The 15,638-nt window shown below is 35.6% G+C and carries 18 protein-coding genes; 13 read left to right on the top strand and 5 right to left on the bottom strand.

Translation table 11 applies throughout. The annotated features are described in order from the left end of the window. Positions 1-238 precede the first annotated feature (238 nt). The 4 genes from ACMX9J_RS23230 to ACMX9J_RS23215 all read left to right on the top strand — a co-directional run bounded on the left by ACMX9J_RS23230 (position 239) and on the right by ACMX9J_RS23215 (position 2,745). Complete coding sequence (locus ACMX9J_RS23230; RefSeq protein ID WP_034265115.1) at positions 239-1,162, top strand: LysR family transcriptional regulator; 924 nt, start codon at positions 239-241, stop codon at positions 1,160-1,162. A 165-nt stretch (positions 1,163-1,327) separates the two neighbouring features. After that, the gene (locus tag ACMX9J_RS23225; protein ID WP_080974246.1) at positions 1,328-2,017 is read left to right on the top strand and encodes an alpha/beta fold hydrolase; all 690 of its coding nucleotides are present in this window, start codon (positions 1,328-1,330) and stop codon (positions 2,015-2,017) included. A 252-nt stretch (positions 2,018-2,269) separates the two neighbouring features. Next, positions 2,270-2,500: a hypothetical protein gene (locus ACMX9J_RS23220; protein ID WP_034265079.1), complete on the top strand. Its 231-nt coding sequence runs from the start codon at positions 2,270-2,272 to the stop codon at positions 2,498-2,500. Positions 2,501-2,523: 23 nt separating this feature from the next. Further along, positions 2,524-2,745 (top strand): hypothetical protein, encoded by a 222-nt coding sequence (locus ACMX9J_RS23215; protein ID WP_047751883.1) that lies wholly within the window; start codon positions 2,524-2,526, stop codon positions 2,743-2,745. On the opposite strand, the gene ACMX9J_RS23210 is transcribed toward ACMX9J_RS23215, so the two are convergent. Together ACMX9J_RS23210 and ACMX9J_RS23205 are read right to left on the bottom strand one after the other, a co-directional pair. Beyond that, positions 2,729-3,316: a DUF4825 domain-containing protein gene (locus tag ACMX9J_RS23210; protein ID WP_047751274.1), complete on the bottom strand. Its 588-nt coding sequence runs from the start codon at positions 3,314-3,316 to the stop codon at positions 2,729-2,731. The genes ACMX9J_RS23215 and ACMX9J_RS23210 overlap by 17 nt on opposite strands. Before the next feature lie 232 nt (positions 3,317-3,548). Then, the gene (locus tag ACMX9J_RS23205; protein ID WP_328141934.1) at positions 3,549-4,388 is read right to left on the bottom strand and encodes an alpha/beta hydrolase; all 840 of its coding nucleotides are present in this window, start codon (positions 4,386-4,388) and stop codon (positions 3,549-3,551) included. A gap of 188 nt (positions 4,389-4,576) precedes the next feature. Between ACMX9J_RS23205 and ACMX9J_RS23200 the strand changes: the two genes are divergently transcribed. The 5 genes from ACMX9J_RS23200 to ACMX9J_RS23180 all read left to right on the top strand — a co-directional run bounded on the left by ACMX9J_RS23200 (position 4,577) and on the right by ACMX9J_RS23180 (position 8,148). Then, positions 4,577-5,053, top strand: coding sequence for a hypothetical protein (locus ACMX9J_RS23200; RefSeq protein WP_310877334.1), 477 nt, complete (start codon positions 4,577-4,579; stop codon positions 5,051-5,053). A gap of 138 nt (positions 5,054-5,191) precedes the next feature. Then, positions 5,192-5,968 (top strand): SDR family oxidoreductase, encoded by a 777-nt coding sequence (locus ACMX9J_RS23195; protein WP_033578569.1) that lies wholly within the window; start codon positions 5,192-5,194, stop codon positions 5,966-5,968. Positions 5,969-6,204: 236 nt separating this feature from the next. Further along, the gene (locus tag ACMX9J_RS23190) at positions 6,205-6,996 is read left to right on the top strand and encodes a phosphotransferase (protein WP_416226241.1); all 792 of its coding nucleotides are present in this window, start codon (positions 6,205-6,207) and stop codon (positions 6,994-6,996) included. A gap of 173 nt (positions 6,997-7,169) precedes the next feature. Beyond that, positions 7,170-7,475: a GNAT family N-acetyltransferase gene (locus ACMX9J_RS23185; protein WP_416226262.1), complete on the top strand. Its 306-nt coding sequence runs from the start codon at positions 7,170-7,172 to the stop codon at positions 7,473-7,475. Between the two features lie 433 nt (positions 7,476-7,908). Beyond that, entirely contained in the window at positions 7,909-8,148 is a 240-nt protein-coding gene (locus tag ACMX9J_RS23180; protein WP_048018629.1) for a hypothetical protein, read from the top strand. Positions 8,149-8,284: 136 nt separating this feature from the next. On the opposite strand, the gene ACMX9J_RS23175 is transcribed toward ACMX9J_RS23180, so the two are convergent. Continuing rightward, entirely contained in the window at positions 8,285-9,577 is a 1,293-nt protein-coding gene (locus ACMX9J_RS23175; protein WP_416226240.1) for a VTT domain-containing protein, read from the bottom strand. A gap of 463 nt (positions 9,578-10,040) precedes the next feature. On the opposite strand from ACMX9J_RS23175, the gene ACMX9J_RS23170 reads away from it, so the two are divergent. The 4 genes from ACMX9J_RS23170 (at position 10,041) to ACMX9J_RS23155 (ending at position 13,282) form a co-directional block, all read left to right on the top strand. Beyond that, positions 10,041-11,240 (top strand): MGDG synthase family glycosyltransferase, encoded by a 1,200-nt coding sequence (locus tag ACMX9J_RS23170; protein WP_416226239.1) that lies wholly within the window; start codon positions 10,041-10,043, stop codon positions 11,238-11,240. Between the two features lies 1 nt (position 11,241). Further along, a complete protein-coding gene (locus ACMX9J_RS23165) occupies positions 11,242-11,940 on the top strand; it encodes a polysaccharide deacetylase family protein (protein ID WP_416226238.1) in 699 nt (232 codons plus the stop codon). Positions 11,941-12,181: 241 nt separating this feature from the next. Then, positions 12,182-12,364 (top strand): hypothetical protein, encoded by a 183-nt coding sequence (locus ACMX9J_RS23160; protein WP_328157684.1) that lies wholly within the window; start codon positions 12,182-12,184, stop codon positions 12,362-12,364. Between the two features lie 705 nt (positions 12,365-13,069). After that, a complete protein-coding gene (locus ACMX9J_RS23155) occupies positions 13,070-13,282 on the top strand; it encodes a hypothetical protein (RefSeq protein WP_226313283.1) in 213 nt (70 codons plus the stop codon). Between the two features lie 9 nt (positions 13,283-13,291). On the opposite strand, the gene ACMX9J_RS23150 is transcribed toward ACMX9J_RS23155, so the two are convergent. Both ACMX9J_RS23150 and ACMX9J_RS23145 read right to left on the bottom strand, forming a co-directional pair. Continuing rightward, a complete protein-coding gene (locus ACMX9J_RS23150; protein ID WP_416226237.1) occupies positions 13,292-14,395 on the bottom strand; it encodes a GerAB/ArcD/ProY family transporter in 1,104 nt (367 codons plus the stop codon). 19 nt (positions 14,396-14,414) lie between these two features. Next, a complete protein-coding gene (locus ACMX9J_RS23145; RefSeq protein ID WP_063246975.1) occupies positions 14,415-15,608 on the bottom strand; it encodes a Ger(x)C family spore germination protein in 1,194 nt (397 codons plus the stop codon). Positions 15,609-15,638 lie beyond the last annotated feature (30 nt).

Raw genomic sequence — 15,638 nt, 5'->3', positions numbered from 1 at the left:
GCTCGAATAATTTCATTCCAGTAGTATTTGAAGTTTTTTTCACTTGTTTCTTTTTGCGTTAGGCTAATTGATTCTTTTGTATTTTCTTTTTTTATGGTCATTATGATTTCCCCTTATCTCTTTATATTTAGTATGTTGTGGTTTGATTTACCATATTTTATAATGAAATTAACGATCGTTACAGATGAACATTACGATTGAATCAATCGGAATACCCGATTATATAGAGGTGAGGAAAATCGAAATAAAACAACTGATTACATTTAAAACAGCTGCAGAAAATTTAAATTTCACCTATACGGCTAAAATTTTAAACTTTGCTCAATCAAGCGTTACCGCTCAAATAAAAGCTCTTGAAAATGAACTTGAAACGCCTTTATTTGAACGTCTCGGAAAGCGCTTGGTTTTAACAGAGGCAGGCAGAGAATTTAAAAGGTACGCCGATAAAATGATTCAACTGACTAAGGAAGCAAAAAATGCTGTAAGTGGAGTGGAGGAACCTGCCGGTACACTTATTATTGGGTCTTCTGAAAGTCAGTGCACGTATAGATTGCCTCCAATATTAAAAGAGTTTAAGGATCAATTTCCAAAGGTTAAAATGATTTTTAAGCCCATTTACTCTCAAGCACAAACAAGAGCGCAGCTGCTAGACGGAACTCTTGATATCGCCTTCACAATGGAGCCTATTCAGCATCATGATGCAAATCTACATACGCAATGTCTTGTTGCAGAAAACTTAAAAATTATTGCTTCTCCTCAGCATCCTTTAGCTGATAAAGCGGAAATCTACTTAGAAGATCTTGAGAATGAGACTCTTTTGTATACCGAATCAGGATGTTCATATCGTGTAGTATTGGAAAACTTGTTTCGTGAGGCGGGTATTTGTACATCAACTAAATTTGAATTTGTAAGCGTAGAAGCTATTAAGCAATGCGTTATGCTAGATTTAGGTATTGCCATATTGCCCGAAGTAGTAGTAAGAGGAGAGCTAGAGAAAGGCATATTAAAAGAATTGGCTTGTACTAAAGTTGATACGCCTCTTTATACACAAATGTTTTGGCATAAAGATAAATTTATGTCTCTTCCTTTACAATCTTTTATTCAATTGGCTTGTAGTACTTTTGGGTTAAAGTATAAGGGGATTGAAAGTAAGAATCTCTAGGTACATTATGCTGACTAAAGAATTACACAGGATCCATAAAATAATCTCATATCTTTCCTAATAAGATAAGAGGTGAAGGAAATCTTTATTCCCTCACTAATATATAGATGAACCTTAATAAACTAGATTTTAATTGGTGAAATCTGAGTTAGGAGTTGATCTAATTTGAAAATGGGAGTAAATCAAATTGAACTGAATGGTTTAACATTTCAATATCGAGAGTCGGGCGAAGCTTCGGCACCCGCCATTATTGCACTTCACGCTTTGGGAATGAGTGCAGAGTCGTGGGATGAAGTAGCAGCTGTATTAGGGAAGGAATATCGATTTTTAGCTTTAGACCAGCGAGGACACGGTGGAAGTGAAAGAACCGGCACCTATACGTTTGAACTTATGTGTGATGACTTACTTCAGTTCGTAAATGCCATGAATTTGGAGCGCTTTACGTTGATTGGGCATTCTATGGGCGGTACGGTGTCCTATCTTTTTTCTGAAACATTTCCAGAAAGGGTAGATCAATTGATTGTTGAAGACACTCCTCCACCTTTTACAGGAGAAAAGTTCGAAATTCCTGCCAAACCTCCTGGTTCTTTACCGTTTGACTGGGAGGTTGTACCTTCAATTCTTCAACAGTTAAACAACCCCAATCCTAAATGGTGGGGAAGTCTTACAGAGATAATTGCACCTACTCTCATTATAGGAGGAGGATCCAGCCATATTCCTCAAGATAAATTGCAGGAAGTTTCTAAGCGCATTCCAAATTGTAAATTAGTAACGATAAAAGGGGCTGGACATGAGGTGCACGCAGGAAACTTATCCGCTTTTTTAACTGCTGTGAAAAGCTTCCTTGCTTCGTGACTTTCTGGAGCTTTTATTTAATTTGAAAGACTGTTTAACTAAATATAATTTTTAAAAGTTATTAAACTTTTATAGAAAGGGAGACTATACGTTAGTCTCCCTTTTAACTTGTGTATATGTTAATATATAGATTATATGTAATAAAATTCATAATTAAATAATTTTTGTGGAAGATAAATAAATGCTCATCTAATGAGTTATAGAGAGTGCTATAACTCATTAGATGAGCACTTTTGAAAGGAGGAGAGTTTCTTGTTGAAATTTATAGAAAAAGGTTTTTTCTACGGCCTTATTTTAGGAGGATCATTAGGTTTCTTTGTGATTCCATATAAAGAAGTTGAATCAGTCGGTGATGGTGTAATAGAAACAACTTATTTAAACCTTGATGATTTTATTATTCATCTAATTCGCTTTAGTATTGTGATAGCTGTACTGGGGGCGATAATAGGGTTCTTTCTTTATAGGAAAAAGAGCTTGGAGTGATTCACCCAAGCTTTTTCCGACTGGTGATTGGAGGGCAAGGCGAAGACTCCTGTGGGAAAAGCGGAACAGGTGAGACCCCGCAGGAGCGCAAGCGACGAGGAGGCTCAGCGGCCGCCCGCGGAAAGCGAAGCCTTGCACGGAAATCAACTGCGGTGTCACAAGCGATTCACCTCATGTATACTAGTTGTTCATCTTTAGATTGGATTCATTTCGTTATGTCTCAACCTTTTATTCTTTTACTATAGGAACATTCTTAAAAAAATGTTCTCGAATAGCTGCCGATTTAACTGTTTTATTTATCTTTTCTTTATTATCATCTATAAATTGCTGTGCTTCTTCTTTATCAAATAATTTATTACTATCCGGTAAAGTTTTAATGTTGCCAGAAATAAACTGTTCCATTTCTTCTCTAGATACTGAGAATTTTTGATTGTCTACTTTAAAACTGTAACCTTGAGCATTAGGCACTAATATTGCTAAATAAATAGCATTGTAAAGAAAGTTTTTCTCCAATGTATTCTTACCGTCAAACCAATATTTTAACGTTTCATCTTCTGAAAGAGAGCCCGCTTTAGTACCATACGTTATTTTTAGCGTTTTATTATGTAAATCAATTTCTTTAAATGTTTCTCCTCCAGGCAAGTCCCTTACGATAGCTACCACGTTAGAATTATTTCCAACATAAGTTCCGCTACGCTCTTTAAGCTTTTTTACATCAACAGTATTAATGCTTGTAACTTCTTCTTTTTGAGAACAGCCGGTTATGCCTACTAGGAGTAATAAGATTAAACAAAAAAACACCTTAAAATATTTCATAAAAAGCCTCCATTTTCTTACTTTAATACCCTTATGTGGATATTTCATGAATTATTAGTGTATCGTAAATAGGCTGTCTTGAAAAGATGTAGGTCCTTTTGTACAAAATACCCTTTGCTATAGAAAACGTTTTTGTCAACTGCTAGTAGAAGAAAGGAATTTTGAAATATGAAAAGACCCCAAAGCTTTCTTGAAAAAGCGCTTTGAATTCTTCATTTCTCTTTTTTTACTTTTAAGAGCTAACCCCTACAATTGCTTCGATAATTTGGTCCCAGTCCTCACTATGAACTTCATGTCCTGTACCCTCAAGAGCTATTAATTTAGCATGAGAAATAGCTTTTGCAAGAGCAAGTCCATGTTCATAAGGAAGTGCCGGATCTTTTGTTCCATGAATAATCAGCGTAGGTGTGCTAATTTCACTCAATCTGTCATAATATTGGCCTCCTCCTTGAAGTAAAGCATGATTAAATCTACTCGGCAACTGTTTGGCGCGGGCAGCTTCTCTTTTTGCTAGCTTATACATTCTTTCCTTTTCATAAGGTTTTGTTCCACTTAACGTTTTCCATCCACCTGCAAGGTAGTGAACGGTTGCCTCTTGATTTGACCAGTCTATGGAAGTACTTTTTGTATGATAATCAAGTATACGCTGGTCCATTGGAGGCAATTTTTCCGCCTCAGTTCCAAAAATGCTTGATGCAATTAAAGTAAGGGAATCTATGCGTTTTGGATATCTAAGAGCAAGAATCTGACCTATCATCCCGCCCAACGACATTCCAACAATATGAGCTTTTTCTATAGAATAAGCATCTAAAACGCCAATTGCATCATCAGCCATATCCGTTATTGTATAGTTAGAAGTACCGGGTGGATAAGTGGTAGAGCGGCCTAAATCACGATGGTCGTAACGAATAACAAATCTCTCCCTTTCAGCGAGGCGAAGACAGAAGTCTTCATCCCACCAATCTAACGAGGACATTGCTCCCATTATTAAAAGAATAGCCGGATTTTTAGGGTTCCCAAAACTTTCTGTGCAAATCTCTGCTTTATCTATTTTTAGTATTTGTTCATTCATTTGTGTACCTCCTTTTAAGTGTTAGAAAAATGAAAAGCAGCCCTTTATTCACTTCTCTAAAATGAAAATATTTCCTTTTTGAATTTTATTTAGGTAATCGATTGTTCCGTCTGTTACCTTATTGACTAGAATAGAGCAGGAAAGTTGAATGCACGTATGGAAAACTACTAATGTGAGGTGAAATAAGAATGGATGATTACTATGGAGAGCTTTGCACAAGGTTATACGAAGTTGATAAATCCGTTGCAGAGAGAAAAGAGCTGGAGTTTTATCTTTCCTTTGTAAAAGACCAAAATATGAAAGTATTAGAACCGATGTGTGGGAAAATACTTTTAACGATTATAAAGAAAAAAAGTGAAATTGAAGAACTAGTAGATTGGACTGAAACAAATAGAGTATCTTTTAATAAAGAAATCATCGTCGTTTACAAAAAAAGCTTCTACGATAGAAAAGCGAGCTCTTTGAATACTAAGATAAAATATGAGCTACTTCAAGGAAATCAGACAAAAAAGGTGGAGATCATGGATTTCCCTCTTCGACTTTATGGCTCAGAAGAATTTGAACGTATCCTTAGCTCTAATGGATTTAACAATCTTACTGTTCATGAAGTAAAAGATGGCTACGGAGAAGGCATGTCATTCTCTGTCTATGAGTGCAGAATATAGACATTGTAATACCATTTAAACTTTGATTACCTTTTTCATTCATTACAACTTGATAGATTAATATACATATACAGGATTGCTGAAATCGTGTGCTATTGGTGAGCATATAAATTCAGCGTTCCCATGAGGAGATGCTTTATGAAGCGATTAATAAATAAAATTGCGATTGTTACTGGTGCTAGTCGGGCAAAAGGTATTGGTACTGAAATATGCAGGGAGTTAGCTAAAGAAGGCGCAGATATTTTTTTCACTCATTGGTCAAATTATGATCGTTTAATGGATTATTGTAATGAGGATGATTTTAATTGGTCGAAGCATCTGATTGAGGAGATACGCAGTCTGGGAGTACGATGTGAATCGATGGAATTGGATTTATCACAGCCCGATGCATCAAGAAAACTGCTTGATACAGTTCAAACCAAACTGGGTTCTCCATCAATCCTTGTAAATAATGCAACACATTCTGTAGACGTAGATTTTCGTTCGATAGATGCTGATGTTCTCGACGCTCATTATAACGTGAATGTTAGAGGAACATGTCTTTTAACTGTTGAGTTTGCACGTCTAATCGAAGGCAAGCATGGCGGTCGAATTATTAATATGGTATCAGGTCAAGATAAGTCACCTGAGCCTGGCAATTTGGCTTATGTTGCCACCAAAGGTGCCGTTTCTACATTTACTAAATCAGTTGCTATTGAATTAGCACCTCTTAAAATTACTGTTAATGCTGTAGATCCTGGACCAACTAATACTGGGTGGATGAGCAGTAAGTTGAAGGAAGATTTACTGCCGAAGTTCCCAATGGGTCGACTTGGTGAGCCCCGGGATGCCGCAAAATTAGTTGTTTTTTTAGCAAGCGAAGAAGCAGAATGGATTACCGGACAAATTATCCACTCAGACGGTGGCTTTTGGTGATTTAACATAGTAGCGGTCTCCCGCTTTTTTAGCGGATTTTTGTATGAAATAAGCAGTCAAAAAGATCTTCGAATGAAGATTCTTTTTTTATAATGTAAAGTAACATTAATGGGCTATGAAGGGAAAAGTACGGGCTGTTCTAAATAGATGGTGAAATAAGGTATATCATTGTGGTAAATGTTTTATCACTTTCACTTATTAACGACAAATCGGGTATATTCAGGGGGAATATTTATATGTCAGGCTTTAAGGACGAAGAAGTACTAACAGGAGGGAATGTTTCTAACGTTTACCGCTCGGGAAATACCGTACGACGAGAATTAAAATCAGATAGTCATAAATTTCATAAGCTATTAAAGCATTTAGAAAACAAGGGGTTTACTTATGCACCAAAATTTTTAGGCATTGACGAAAAAGGGAGAGAGGTCTTGTCATTTATTGAAGGTGAAGCTGGTAATTATCCCTTGAAGAAATATATGTGGTCCGATGCTGTTTTGATAGAAATAGGGAAAATGCTCCGTCTTTATCATGATTCAGTGAGTGATTTTTCATTTGATGACAGCTGGAAATCAATAGATAACACGCCTAAACCATTTGAAATACTATGTCATAATGATTTTGCTATATACAACATTATTTTTAATGATGAGAGACCAATAGGAATTATTGATTTTGATGTTGCTGCACCTGGGCCAAGACTTTGGGACATTGCTTATACTCTTTATACGTGCGTCCCTTTGAGTAGATTTTATCTTTCTGAAACAGGTGAGAAAATTCATTATAATTCATCACAGCATGCTCAAGATAGAAAGCGCAGAGTGAAATTATTTTTTGAATCTTATGGCGAAGAATTACAAGAAGGTTATTTGCAAATGGTATTGCTGCGATTAGAGGGGTTATGTAAAACAATTACAAGAAAAGCTAGTGAAGGTGATATTGCGTTTCAAAAAATGAGAGACGAAGGGCATCTTGAGCATTATCAAAACGATATCAAATTCATTTATGAACATACAAAAGAATGGATTTAATTTTAATAGAGGAGCCCTTGTCATGCGAATTATTAATATTAGAGAACAGGTAGAGTACAAAGACAAAGCTATTGAATATACTCAGCGTAAGTGGGCGAGTAAAGAGAATTTAAAGCTTTACGAAGACTGTATTATATAGCTTAAACACAAATAGTTGTCTTCCAGTCTGGTACCTGTTAGAAAACGAAGGAGGAATTATCGGCTGCGCAGGGCTTATCACCAACGATTTTATAAGTCGAATGGATTTATGGCCCTGGGTGTGTTCTCTTTACATTGAAGAAAGTTATCGAGGTAAATCCTTAGGTGAGCAACTTCTTTTAAAGCTGAAAGAAGATACGAAAAATGCCGGATTTGATAATCTTTATTTATGCACCGACTACGTTGGATACTATGAAAAGTATGACTTTTCATATATAGGCGATGGTTATCATCCGTGGGGGAGTAGTTCAAGAATCTATAGGGCTAATTTAATAGGTTAACTATCAATTTTTTTATAAAATGTTTTTAGCTGTTTCAATCAGTGAATAGCGGGTATAAGTTGATTATACAAGCGTAGCCCCCCCAGGAACATGCATGTATATTTCTTTTTCTTACTTACCCTGTTGAATCCTCTTTTTCATGGAGGATTCTTTTTTATGTCTAAAAGAAGACTTCTCAGACTATATACATCAAACACCTTAAACATCCCTTATGTATTTTATACTCACTGAATCTAGGTTACGTTACAAGATGAAAGAGATTCAGAGGTCTCATGGGACTGTGGATAAATGTAAGAAACCTTGCAGAAATACTAAAGACAGGTATAGCCAAATTTTTATTTTATAAAATATTTTTATACTTTTACGCGTTTTGCTTATACCAATTTTTGCTTTCTTCATAGTATGTACTATAAGTGTATAAGGAGGTGGAGTTATGCCAGGACGTCGTAGTGGAGATCGTCGTACATCTCAATCTCAATCTCGTTCTATAGTAGATAATTTTCGAAGAGGAGATAAAATTCAAGTTTTTTCTGCTGGAAGACAGCTTGATGGAAATGGTACGTTTATTCGAGCAGAAGGCGGATTTTTAGTATGGGAAGATAATTCAGGTAATAGAAATACGACTAGTTTAGAAAGTATCAGCGTTCGCAGATTAAGAAAACGTAATTGCTAATAATTTGGACAGGCTCTGATTTTATATAAATAAAAAACACCTTCAAGCTGATAACTGGGTATGGGGTACCGAGCAATCACTTGGAGGTGTTTTTTCTCATAGAAAACATCAGAAATAAGTTTTTTGACAGTATCACTTATAGATTAATACCTTTCATAAGACGGAAGGTTTCAAGAAGCAAAACGTTTAACCCTAGCCATACTCCTCCAAATACATATCCTGCTGCAATGTCACTGGGGTATTGTATGCTCAGATACAAACGACTAATGGCAATAAGCAATAAAATAAGAATGGCCACTATTGGTGCTACTGTAGGAACCCACAATCTTTTAGAGTGTCGAACCAGCATAAATACAGCAAACCCATAAATAACAAAAGCCATTAAAGACTGCTCGCTTGGAAAGGTGTATGAAAGCTGTTCTATCAACGACTTTCTAATAGGGGAGAAATGATGGAACATTCGTCTCAGGCTTTCTTCGTATAGCTCTCCGCCGCCTGCAACAACTACCAGAGATAATAATTCAATTTTTTTATCTCTGCCTTTCCATAAAATCCATACAAGTGTAAAGAAAATCAATGTTACCAGAACCTGCCTGGATCCCAGTATGAAAAACACCCGCATTGGTACATTCCAATCTTTATTAAAAAGAGCTGTTATTAATAAACTCGTTATTTTGTTAAAATCTCCAAACTCGTTTGCGATAAAGTCTTGCGTCATTCCAATCATAAGCAGAATAAACCCTAATGTAACTAATGCTGTAAATATAAAAACAAGACCCGCCCGTTTCCGCGTATGAAATGCGTTTACTATCCACTTGAGGCAATTAATTGCTATCTTTTTAATCGTTACTTTGAACTTTTTATAAATGTAAATAGCTACGAACAAACTTACAGCTACAATCAGCCCAATGACAAAATACTTCTTAATAGAATGATGAAACTGTTCCCACTGAGGTCCTAATAACTTTCCTAAAGTAATAAATGTGGTGACCCAAAGAAATGATCCACTATAGGCATACAGTGCATACGTACGAAAGGGAAGCCGAGTAATTCCTGAAAAATATCCTGTAATATGTCTAATAACCGGGAGGAAATAAGCAATAATCAACAGCTTGTTTCCATGTACACCAAACCATTTTGACATTCTTTCAATTCGCTCTGGCCCCATATGAAGGGTTTTTCCGTATTTATCAAAAAAGGGAGTCCCTAACCTATAACCTACCCCGTAGGCTATGGTCATTCCAACCATACTCCCCATACCAGCCACCAAGATACTTCCCACCCAGCTCAAATGTCCTTGAAAAGCAAGAACCCCAGCGTAGCCCATGAGCAGCTCCCCTGGAAGAGGAAGTGCAAGAAGTTCCAGCATCAATGCTAGAAACAGCACGATATATCCGTATTGATTTATATAAGATGTGATAAAATCCATGGTTTGTCCTTCTTTCATAGTATGTATGTATCTAAAGCACAGTCGGTAAGGCGAATATGCTTACATGCGATTGAAATACAAAGGTGAAAAGATTAATTTCACCTTTGTATTTCTTTTAATGTAGCACTATTTATTAAAAAAACTGGATTTTTCATTAATTTTTAATGTTATTTTTAGCCTATTTTTAATTACAAAACGTAGACTGAAAATGTGCTATTTGAAAGCTCAACTTAAGACTGTTTGTTTTTCTAATAAATAGTGTAAGGAGTTCCTAACCAATCTATGTAACGAAAAAGAAGAAAAGATATACCCTACAAATCGATTAAAAAGGAACTACCCATTATTACTTTTTTATCAGCAGAGCAATTCTTTAATCGCCTAAACAAAAGAACAAAAAGATGTGCTGAAAAGTCTAAGTTTTACCCCACAGCAAAAGCATACAAACTACAAGGAGGGAAAAGTCATGAATAACCGTGAACGGGATAAATACTTAATTCTTTCCGCTACGTTTGGAGAAGGACATAAACAAGTGGCAAATGCGATAAGTGAAGCAGTAAGTAATGTGGTTGCTGATGCTGAACCTATTACCATTGATATCATGGAGTGGGTTCATCCCAACCTTTATCCAATCAGCCATTATATTTATAAAAAAGGAATTAAGAAGTTTCCACAAGTGTATAGCTTTTTGTATGAAAAAACTCGTGTGAAAAATTCTTTTTCTGTTAAGTTAAATTCGATCTTTTTATCGGGTATGGAAACCGTGCTTAAAATCATACAGGAAATAAAGCCGAAAGTAGTGGTTAGTACCTACCCATTTGCCGCGGGAATTATATCCAAATTAAAAGAGCAAGGGTTAATTGATATTCCAGCGGTAACCATCATCACAGATTATACGGATCATTCTTATTGGACTCATTCCTCTACAGATCAATATGTGGTAGGGTCTGCTCGATTGCGTGATCAATTAATTGCGTTAGGGGTAGAGGCAGATAAAATTAAAAACACTGGAATACCTGTACGGAAAAGATTTATGGATGTTCTTCCAAAGGATCTTCTCTTAGAAAAATATATGATTGATCCCAATATATTCACCCTGCTCATCATGGGAGGGGGCGACGGATTTTTTGGGAAAGGACTTTCAACCTTTAAGGCCTTAGAATCCATTTCTACACCGATGCAACTTTTTATAGTATGCGGTAAAAACAAGAAGTTAAAAACACAATTAGAGTCGGAATTAAAAGACTCGAAGCATGACGTGAGAATTTTGGGATATTGTGAAAAGGTTGAAGAATTAATGGCTATTTCAGATTTAATAATCAGCAAGCCGGGGGGAGTGACAACGTCTGAGGCAATGGCGATGGATTTACCCATATTAATTTACCATTCGTTACCGGGACAAGAAGAAGACAATGCAGAGTATTTATGTCGTTCAGGATTCGCACTTTCTGTAAAAACAGAAGAAGAGTTGGTTGCGCGGGTCGAAAATCTGGTTCATGATTCAGCACCTTTAAAATGGATGAAACAAAGAATAAAAAAATACCAAACTAAAACGTCATCCATAGACGCTCTCCATGTCATTGTCGAAGCAGCAAGACGTAGTCCATTACTCAACGTAAATGATAGAACAATACAAAAGCAAAAGGAGATAGAGGTGAGTATATAATATGGAGTTCATGATTCCTGCTATTATTTTTTTAATTTTATTATACACCGTTATTCCGTATTTCCTATCACGTGGTCTAGGAGTAAACGTAGTTAAAAGGGGAAGGGATTTATCGAAAATTGCTTTTACGTTTGATGATGGTCCGAACCCTATTTATACGCCGATACTTCTTGATTTATTGAAGAAAAATGAAGTGAAGGCAACCTTTTTTGTGGTCGGTACCAAAGCAGAAAAGTACCCTGAACTGATTCAGCGAATGCATAATGAAGGCCACTTAATCGGAATTCATAACTACGTACATCACTCCAACTGGTTTATGTCGCCTTGGAAAGTTCAAAAAGGGCTGAAGGATACAGCCAAGGTGATTGAAGCTATCACGGGAGTCGAGCCTAGATATTATCGCCCGCCTTGGGGAATGCTTAATCTTTTCGATTTTATCAAAAGAGGTAAATATAAGATTATTCTATGGTCAACCATGGCGGAAGATTGGCGAACCTCTGGCGGAAGCGAAAAGATTAAACAGCGCCTAGCAAATATAAAAGGCGGGGACGTGATTTTGCTGCACGACTGCGGTGATACGCTAGGGGCGGAATCTGAAGCTCCAAGAAATACAATTAATGCGTTAAGAGATGTGTTAAAAACAGTGAAAACGAAAGGATTCACTTGTGTCCGTGTTGATGAATTGGTAGAGAAGCTATAAGTAGTAAGAGAACTATATTTATTAAAGCTCACAAATGACATTTTAATTCTTGTCATTACCCTAACTAAATATCTTCTCTGTTATAAAAAGAACCTCTATTTTAAAGAGGTTCTTTTTTATGGTCAGTAAAAATATATGGTAATATAATCATATATTGGCTATATTTATAATTTCGTGATTTTTAAATTCTGTGTTGAATCAGCAGTCAATCTAAACGACATCTATGAAAGTAGGGTAGTTCTTGAAAAAAGTTATTTTGAAATTCTTGGTATATTTTTTAATTTTCTTTGGAGGAAACGTAATAATTAATATTCTGTTTACCTCTAATTTTGATCTTTTAACAGCATTTTCAACCGCTTTTGGAGTTTCTTTTGGAATTGCTACCTTTGGGTATTGTACACATAAAAGAGGCAAGGAAGCATAAGATGCTGTGTTTTTGACCCAATACATAAAAGATTTTATGAGAAACGTAAATATCATAGTATTAAATTATAAAAATGTTGAGGTTTGAGATGGGGAATTTGTTGAATTACATTTATTTTTTTATGGCCATTTTAATTGGCTTGTACTTTTTTATCACCAATAAGCACTCTAGAAAGCCACTATTCATGTTGTTACTATCGATGCTTTTATTTTATAGCAGCGCGTATTCTTTTTACTATAAGACTTACCCAATTAACTTACTCAGTACATCATCCATACTTGTGTTTTGGTGGATCATTCTTTTATTACTAAGAGAGATTTATTCTAGAGAAGAAAATATTTTATGGAGTCTTTGTTTAATCTATGTAGCGCTATACCACTTTTTGCATTATTTTTTTGATTCATTGGCTCAAAAGAACTTTTGGTATGGGTCTATTTTTTATGTTTATACAAATGTAGGATTACTTCTGCTTGGCTTGTACTACTTCGTGAGAATCTATAAAAATAGAGCCGTACATTAAAATAAATAAAGCTCCTTGTAGGTGAATTTTTAAAATTCTTGTTACGTTAAATTTTTTATAACAGATTGCTTTGCAGAAGATCAATTATTTTTCATTATTTAATAAATAGTATTAAATCTCATGGACGCCTTGTATATTTTTATATTATTTACCGCAATTTAAAAGAAAAAGGTGAGGCTGATATAATGGCTAAAATAATTTCATCCTTATGTATTTTGCTGGGGGCTTATGCTCTTATTGTATTCATCGACGTTTTTCAGGGAAACTATATGTTTCAATCGTTTTATAACCTAAAACAATATTTTGTAATTGCACGTGGAGAAGATTATTTTTTGATTGTTTTATTTGCTTTGTTGTTCGTTACTGTTAGCATTTTTCCTGTTTTAAAAAAACAATAGCCTCCCTTGTCATGAAAGGGTAGGCTTTATTTTTTGCTTAATATATGCTGTAATCAGCAATAGGATAGGAATTGCTATATGAAAAGGGAGGTGTAATAAATAAGGAACAACTTTGAGCCCTTCATTTATATGAGCTTGGTAGCTAGGAGCAATCATCAGTGAGGAGAAAAAAATAACAACACCAATTAGATAAATGTTTGTAACAGAAGGTTTCATACGAAACAAATCAGTTGCCCCAATCACGGCACAAAAGAAATAGATGGATATTTTAACAAAACCTAAAATGACCATGAGAATAAGAATAAAGGTATCCAGCCTTTGAATAAAACTGGCTATGTTAATGTAACTAACAGCTGTAAGAGCTGGGAAAGAAGATCTTAAAACAGTCTCTGGTCCGAGTACACATAAAAGAATAATTGAATTAATGGTTAAGACAATCCCTCCTATTATAATGGCGGATAGTCCAATTGTTGCAGCCTGACTTTTTTTATTCAAATAAGGAAGAAGCATAGTAAAGGTAATCAATTCTCCGAAAGGGACAGTAATGCCAAGAGGGACTAACTCTTTCCCTATGTTTCCCCATCCATTTGCTAATACGGGTTGAAGGTTTTCCACTTTGATATAACCTCCTACTACATACAAAACATTTAATATAAAAAGAGTCAGTAAAATAACAACAAAACATAAGCATGTAACTCGTGCGAATGCTTCTATTCCCAAGTGAATACTATAAATTAACACAAAGGTCATGCATATGCCGAGCGTAATAATCGATGTAACATAGTAAGAAGAGCTAATTAGTAATTCTTCAAAATCACGTAGTACTCTAGAAGCAATATAAACAAAATATATAATATAACAAAAGCTGATAGCACTGCCTACGTATTTACCCCAGATTTTAATAAGATAGCCGGTTAAAGGCATATTAGGGTATCTCTTATATAGGGAGATATAGACTAAATACAGTGCACATCCAAAAATAGTAGCCAAAAAGGGAACGATCCATGCATCTTGCTTAGCAGCCTTTCCTATATCTAAAAGCAACGTACTGCCTAATATAAAGATAAACATCATACAAAATAATTGAAACCCATCGATTTTTATTTTAGTCAATGCTTTTTCAGCTCCTCATCTAATTTACCTCATAAGGATTTGTACGCATTCCGGTATTTACGATAGTGACGTTCACATTCATCGATACCTTCGCACTTGAAAATAGACTCTCCCAATTCTGTTTATGCTGACGCCAATAACTAGGGTTGGTTCGAGATAAGCTATCACCAAAGCCAAATATATCTGCCTTTTCTTTTTGTGCGATGCTAATAGTTTTTGTAATTTCCTTTTGTAGTTCATTTTGGACTTCTTTTTCCAACTCTTTTAATACCTTAGGGTTGCTTAAATCTTTTTGGCATGATGTTTCCGTAATTTCTCCCATCACATTCAGATCTGTATGAATAAAAGGTTGTCCACGGCGGATTTTTGTTTTTATTTCACTTTTTATTCCAGTCGCTGTAACTGTGATATTCTCATTTATATTACAAGGGAAAACAAGAGCTGTGCTCTTCACTTCAGACGTAACAAGTTGAACAGATCGAGCTTCATCCCCATCCAGCCATCGAACTAATTTTCCTTTTCTAAACATAGCTAATCCTTTTACCTGCATAGCACTTGGGCTGGTATTCTCTAAATTGCCTGCTTCTTCTGACTGCTGAGAGGGTTTGTTAATATTGATTCCAGGAAGAGATAGATCTTTTCCCTCACTCAAAAGCATAGAAATAACTTCATATGCTTGTACATTACTAACTATTCCATACATTTTTTGATTGTTCTGGGTTGTACTTAGGATACTTTTGACTGGAGTAACCTCAAAAGGTTCAATCACACCAAGCAATTTCTCAGCAGTTCCATCACGCGCAATAAAAACTGGAATACTTGTACGAGCTTGTTTGCCTCGATCCAAGGCATCAAATAATAAGCTAAGACCATTTCTTGCTAACTTTTCACCTACGACGATAAGCGAAAGATGAGAAGTAATATGTTCTCTTGGAATGACGACAGAGGCTTTTTTTAATGCTTCTACTAACGATTTGGCAGTTACTGTGTAGTTAATGACAGGAAGACCCTGTCCTCCCGACGAACTGCCTTGTGACAAACCACTTGGGTTAATAATCTGATAGGTTACTTTATAGGGTTCTTCCGAATTTTTATTCTCATCAATTCCCAGTCCTATAATGACTCCTATTTGGTTCAATTCTCGATAATTCGAACACCCTGAAACACATAAACAAAGGGCAGTGATCCATAAAAGTGAAAGGTAACTTTTCATTTTTCATCCTCATTCATCTTTATGTGGCTT

Source organism: Priestia sp. RMT2NF4, from assembly GCF_047872835.1.
Lineage (GTDB): Bacteria > Bacillota > Bacilli > Bacillales > Bacillaceae_H > Priestia > Priestia zanthoxyli.
The sequence above is the reverse complement of the archived record's forward strand: the minus strand, read 5'-3'. Positions and strand labels throughout refer to the sequence as shown.

Coding starts and splice junctions, on each gene's coding strand:
- ACMX9J_RS23210 (WP_047751274.1), bottom strand. CDS start 3,316: ATGAAATATTTTAAGGTGTTTTTTTGTTTAATCTTATTACTCCTAGTA.
- ACMX9J_RS23205 (WP_328141934.1), bottom strand. CDS start 4,388: ATGAATGAACAAATACTAAAAATAGATAAAGCAGAGATTTGCACAGAA.
- ACMX9J_RS23200 (WP_310877334.1), top strand. CDS start 4,577: ATGGATGATTACTATGGAGAGCTTTGCACAAGGTTATACGAAGTTGAT.
- ACMX9J_RS23195 (WP_033578569.1), top strand. CDS start 5,192: ATGAAGCGATTAATAAATAAAATTGCGATTGTTACTGGTGCTAGTCGG.
- ACMX9J_RS23190 (WP_416226241.1), top strand. CDS start 6,205: ATGTCAGGCTTTAAGGACGAAGAAGTACTAACAGGAGGGAATGTTTCT.
- ACMX9J_RS23180 (WP_048018629.1), top strand. CDS start 7,909: ATGCCAGGACGTCGTAGTGGAGATCGTCGTACATCTCAATCTCAATCT.
- ACMX9J_RS23175 (WP_416226240.1), bottom strand. CDS start 9,577: ATGGATTTTATCACATCTTATATAAATCAATACGGATATATCGTGCTG.
- ACMX9J_RS23170 (WP_416226239.1), top strand. CDS start 10,041: ATGAATAACCGTGAACGGGATAAATACTTAATTCTTTCCGCTACGTTT.
- ACMX9J_RS23165 (WP_416226238.1), top strand. CDS start 11,242: ATGGAGTTCATGATTCCTGCTATTATTTTTTTAATTTTATTATACACC.
- ACMX9J_RS23155 (WP_226313283.1), top strand. CDS start 13,070: ATGGCTAAAATAATTTCATCCTTATGTATTTTGCTGGGGGCTTATGCT.
- ACMX9J_RS23145 (WP_063246975.1), bottom strand. CDS start 15,608: ATGAAAAGTTACCTTTCACTTTTATGGATCACTGCCCTTTGTTTATGT.